This window comes from Streptomyces sp. NPDC054794 (assembly GCF_053611585.1).
The window spans coordinates 1-6,075 of record NZ_JBSHAQ010000121.1 but is presented as its reverse complement, the minus strand read 5'-3'; the positions used below and the strand labels follow the sequence as shown (position 1 = coordinate 6,075).

Annotated in this window: 1 protein-coding gene; it reads left to right on the top strand. The window is 71.8% G+C overall.

The genetic code is table 11. From position 1 onward, the window contains the following. Positions 1–6,075: amino acid adenylation domain-containing protein (locus tag ACWGKT_RS48115; protein ID WP_453278762.1), on the top strand; the 6,075-nt coding region annotated here is incomplete at both ends.

The window sequence follows — 6,075 nt, the reverse complement described above, 5'->3', positions numbered from 1 at the left end:
TTGGAGGGTGCGGGCGCGACGTACAACGTGCCGGTGGTGACGCGGGTGCGGGGTGGGTTGGACCGTACGGCGCTTGAGGCGGCGCTGGGTGATGTCGTCGCGCGGCACGAGTCCCTGCGGACAGTGTTCGTCGAGGCCGACGGGGAGCCGGCCCAGCGGGTCCTTCCGCTCGACGCGACCCGGGTGGACCTGACCGTCACGACCTGCCGGGCCGAGGAGCGGGACGCCCAAGTGGCCCGGGTATGCGGGCACTTGTTCCACCTGGAGAGGGATCTCCCGTTCCACGCGGAGCTGATCGAGCACGACGGCGACGGGAACGGCGACGAGGTCACGCTGGTGCTGGTGATGCACCACATCGCCACGGACGGCTGGTCGATGGCCCCGCTGCTGGCGGATCTGTCCACGGCGTACGGGGCGAGGGCACGGGGTGCGGTACCGGAGTTCGCTCCGCTGCCCGTCCAGTACGCCGACTTCGCGCTGTGGCAGCGGGACCAGGCGGAGTCGGAGCGGGCCGGGCTCGGGTTCTGGCGTTCGGCGCTGGCCGGGCTGCCTGAGGAACTGGCCCTGCCCATCGACCGCCCGCGTCCCGCTCAGCCCAGTCACCGGGGCGGACAGGTGCGGCTGTCGATCGACGCGGCGCTGTCGCGGGGCGTCCGTGAGCTGGCGCGGGCGCACAACGCGTCGCCGTTCATGGTGGCGCACGCGGCCACGGCCGCGCTGCTGAGCGCACTGGGCGCGGGCACGGACGTGGCGCTCGGCACGGTCGTCTCCGGCCGCCCCGACCAGGCGCTGACCGATGTGGTCGGCTTCTTCATCAACTCCGTTGTGCTGCGTACGGATACGAGCGGGAATCCGACGTTCGGCGAACTGCTGGAGCGGGTGCGGTTGGCGGACCTGGCGGCGTTCGAGCATCAGGACGTGCCGTTCGACCTGTTGGTGGAGGAGCTCCAGCCGGCCCGCTCCCTGTCCCGGCACCCACTCTTCCAAGTGGCCCTGACCTGGGAGGAGGACGCCCCTGCTCTTCGCCTCGCCGCCCTGGAGACGGAGGCGGTACCGCCCGAGGACAGCGCCAAGTTCGACCTCTCCCTCGCCTTCCGGGACGACGAACTGCTGCTCACCTATGCGCACGACCTCTTCGACAGGGTGTCGGCGGAGGAACTGGGTGACCGCCTGCTGCGGTTGCTCGACCAGGTCGTCGCCGATCCCGAGTCACGGCTGAGCGGGCTGGCGGTGCTGTCGGCGGCGGAGACCGCGAAGGCGCTGCACAGGGGCCGCGGACCGGTGACGGTTTCGCCCGCGTCGAGCGTGGTGGGGGTGTTGCGGGAGCGGGCTGCCGCATGTCCCGAGGCGGTGGCCCTGGAGTGGGACGGCGGTGAGCTGTCCTATGGCGAGTTGTTGGCGCGTGCGGAGTCGGTCGCGTCCGGTCTGCTGGCGCGTGGCCTCGGACGGGAGCAGGTTGTTCCGGTCCTGATGGAGCGGTCGGCGGATGCGGTGGTGGCGCTGTTGGGTGTGTTGCTGGCGGGTGGGGCGTATCTGCCGGTGCATACGGCATATCCGAAGGCCCGGGTCGAGGCGTTGCTGAAGCGGATCGACGCCCCCCTCGTCATCGTCGACGAGACGTGGGCCGAGTACGGGACACCGGTGGGGGAGTTGGCTGCCGAGGCGGGCGCTGTCCCCGAGTGGCCGGTGGTGCTGCCCGATCAGTTGGCGTACGTGATGTTCACGTCGGGCTCGACCGGTGAGCCGAAGGGCATCGCGGTGAGTCATCAGAACGTGTTGGATCTGGTGCGTGAGCCGTCGTGGGGTGTGGACGCGGACGCGCGGGTGCTGTTCCAGGCGCCGCACGCCTTCGACGGGTCGGTGTACGAGGTGTGGCTGCCGCTGTTGGTGGGCGCGCGGATCGTCGTGGCGCCGCCGGGGGATTGGGCGCCTGCCTTGCTGGACCGGTACAAGGTCACGCATCTGAGTGTGACGGCGGGGCTGTTCCGGGTGCTGGCGGAGGAGGCGCCGGAGGCGTTGTCGGGGTTGGTGGAGGTGACCACCGGCGGTGACGTGGTGCCGGCGGCGGCCGTGCGCCGGGTCCTGGAGACGTGCCCCGGGATCGTCGTCCGTACGACGTACGGTCCGACGGAGGCGACCCTGTGCGTCACCGGTCAGCCGTGGACGTCCGGCGACGAGCCGGACGGACAGGTCCCGCTGGGCCGTCCCTTCGACAACACCACGCTGCTGGTGCTGGACGAGGCTCTGCGTCCGGTCCCGCCCGGTGTGGTGGGCGAGCTGTATCTCGCCGGTGCCGGTCTTGCCCGGGGCTACCTGGGCCGAAGCGACCTGACGGCCTCCCGTTTCGTGGCCAACCCCTGCTCCGGTGGCGAACGCATGTACCGGACCGGAGACTTGGTTCGCTGGACGCGTACCGGTGATCTGCTCTTCGTCGGGCGTGCCGACGCGCAGGTCAAGATCCGCGGCTTCCGGGTCGAGTTGGGTGAGATCGAGGCCGTACTGGCGGCGGTGGACGGCATCGCGCAGGCGGCGGTGTTCCTGCGTGAGGACCAGCCGGGCGAGAAGCGGATCGTCGGTTACCTGATCCCGGAGGACGGTGCGCTGCTGGACGCGGACGAGATCCGCGCCGAACTCGCCGCCCGTCTGCCCGACTACATGGTCCCGGCCGCGCTGCTCGCTCTCGAAGCCTTCCCCCTCACCCCGAACGGCAAGGTCGACCAGAAGGCCCTGCCGGCGCCTGACTACACGGCCACCAGCACCCACCGCGCTCCGCGCAACGCCCGGGAGGAGATCCTGTGCGCGCTGTTCGCGGAGATCCTCGACGTGCCTTCGGTCGGCATCGACGACAGCTTCTTCGACCTGGGTGGGCATTCGCTGCTGGCGACCCGTCTGACCAACCGCATTCGCACCTCGCTGGGCGTGGAACTGCCCGTCCGGAAGGTCTTCACCAGCCCCAGCGTCGCCGAGATCGCGGCTCAGCTGGGCTCGGCGACCGCGGCGGCGCGTCCGGGGGTGGTGGCGGTGGTGCCGCGTCCGGAGGTGGTGCCGTTGTCGGCGGCTCAGCGGCGGTTGTGGTTCTTGTACCGGTTGGAGGGTGCGGGCGCGACGTACAACGTGCCGGTGGTGACGCGGGTGCGGGGTGGGTTGGACCGTACGGCGCTTGAGGCGGCGCTGGGTGATGTGGTTGCTCGGCACGAGTCGCTGCGGACGGTGTTCGTGGAGGTGGATGGGGAGCCGGTGCAGCGGGTGTTGCCGGTCGAGGATGCCCGTCCTGTGGTGGGTGTGGTGCGGTGTGCGACGGCGGAGGAGGTCGCGCAGGCGGTGTCCGCGGCGTGCGGGCACCTGTTCCACCTGGAGAGGGACCTGCCGTTCCATGCGGAGCTGATCGAGCACGACGGTGACGAGGTCACGGTGGTGTTGGTGATGCACCACATCGCCACGGACGGTTGGTCGATGGGCCCGCTGACCGCCGACCTGTCCGCCGCCTACGCCGCTCGTCGTGACGGGCGGGCCCCCTCGTTCACGCCGCTTCCGGTCCAGTACGCCGACTACGCGCTGTGGCAGCGGGAGCAGGCGGAGTCGGAGCGGGCCGGGCTGGAGTTCTGGCGTTCGGCGCTGGCCGGGCTGCCTGAGGAACTGGCCCTGCCCACCGACCGACCGCGCCCCACCCGGGCCTCCTACGAAGGCGGGCACCTCGAACTGCCGCTCCCGCCGGAGCTGCGCGACGCCATGCGGGAGCTGGCCCGCGCGCAGGGCGTGACGGTGTTCATGGTGGCCCAGGCGGCCCTCGCCACCCTGCTCACCAAGCTCGGCGCGGGAACGGACATCCCGCTCGGCACGGTGGTGTCCGGCCGTGACGACGACGCCCTCGCCGATCTGGTCGGCTTCTTCGTCAACACCCTGGTGCTGCGCACCGACACCGACGGCGACCCCACGTTCGCGGACCTGCTGGCCCGGGTCCGGGCCGCCGACCTGGCCGCGTTCGAGCATCAGGGACTGTCCTTCGACCGGCTCGTCGAGGAGCTCCAGCCGACCCGCTCCCTGTCCCGCCACCCGCTCTACCAGACCGCCCTGGCCTGGACCCCGGGCGGCGCGGACACGCCGGCGCTGGCCGGTTCGGACTGTGCCGCCGTTCCCGTCGAGTCGGGTACGGCCAAGTTCGACCTCGACTTCGAGTTCGTGGACGCGGAGACCGGGCCGGGCGTCCGCGTCGGCTACGCCCTGGACCTCTTCGACCCGGAGACCGCACGGCGGCTGGGGGAGCGCCTGGTGCGCGTGCTCGGCCAGGCCGTCGCGGATCCGAAGCTGCGGCTGAGCGCGTTCGAGGTGCTGTCCGAGGCCGAGCGCGAGCGCGTCCTGGTGGACTGGAACCGCTCCGCCACGGTCGTGCCGCGGCCCTTCCCCGACCTGTTCGACGAGCAGGTACGACGCCACCCCGAGGGCGTGGCCCTGGAGCACGACGGCGACTCGCTCACGTACCGCGAACTGGACGAGCGGGCCAACCGGCTGGCCCGCCACCTGATCGGACTCGGGGTGGGACCGGAGGTCCCGGTCGCGGTCTGCGCGGACCGGGGCGTCGACCTCGTCGTCGCCATGCTGGCCACCGTCAAGGCGGGCGGCACCTACCTGCCGCTCGACCCCGCCTACCCGACGGCCCGCAAGGCGTTCATGCTCGCCGACACGGCCCCGGCGGCGCTGCTGGTGGACGACGGGTCCCGCGCCGACGGCCTCCCGCTCGCCCCCACCGTGCTCGGCACACTGGACCTGGCCGGCCTGTCCGCCGCGCCCGTCACGGACGCGGACCGCCGTGCGCCGCTGCGCACCGGCAACACCTGCTACGTCATCTACACCTCGGGCTCGACCGGCCGGCCCAAGGGCACCGCGGTCAGCCACACCGGTCTGACCCGCCTGGTCGCCTCGCACATCGACTCGCTCGGTGTGACGGCGGACAGCAGGGTGCTGCAGATGGCCTCGATCGGCTTCGACTCCTCCATCGCGGAGATCCTGATGGCCCTGCTGGCGGGGGCCACGCTGCGGATCGGACGGGCGGAGGCGCTGCCCGCCGTCGTCCCGGACGACGAGCTGACCCGCGGCGTCACCCATGTCACCGTGCCGCCGTCCCTGCTGGGCGCCCTCCCGGCCCACGCCCTCGCCCCCGGCACGGTCATCATCACGGCCGGTGAGGCCTGCCCGCCCGCGCTGGCGGACCAGTGGTCCGTGGACCACCGCCTGATGAACTTCTATGGCCCGACCGAGACGACGGTGTGTGCGACGGGCACCTTCCTGCGCCCCGGCGAACCGGTCACCATCGGCGGCCCGATCGCCGGCACGGACGTGTACGTGCTGGACGAGGCGCTGCGGCCGGTCGTCCCCGGGGTGGCGGGTGAGCTGTACATCGCCGGCCCGGGTCTGGCGCGTGGCTATGTGGGCCGGCCGGACCTGACGGCGTCCCGTTTCGTCGCGAGCCCCTTCGCCGCGGGTGAGCGGATGTACCGGACGGGCGATGTGGTGCGCTGGACGCCGGACGGGCGGCTGGTGTTCGTCGGCCGCGTCGACGACCAGGTGAAGCTGCGCGGCTTCCGCATCGAACTTGGCGAGATCGAGACCGCCCTCGGCGCGGTCGCCGGGGTCCGTCAGGCGGCCGTACTGCTCCGCGAGGACCAGCCCGGGGAGAAGCGCCTGGTCGGTTACGTCGTCCCGGAACCGGACTCCGACTTCGGCTCCGGCTTCGACTCCGACTCCGGCCTTGACCTGGCCCGGGCCAAGGCCGATCTGGAGGCACGGCTGCCCGAATACATGGTGCCCGCCGCCCTCGTACCCATGGCCGCCCTGCCCCTCACCGTCAACGGAAAGCTGGACCGCGAGGCCCTGCCCGCCCCCGACTACACCGCCACGGCCACCCACCACGAACCGCGCACCCCTCTGGAAGAGGCCCTGTGCGGCCTGTTCGCCAAGGCGCTGTCGCTTCCGTCGGTCGGTGTCGACGACAGTTTCTTCGATCTGGGTGGGCATTCGCTGTTGGCGATGCGGTTGGTGAATGCCGTGCGGGCGGATCTGGGTGTGGATGTCGGTGTG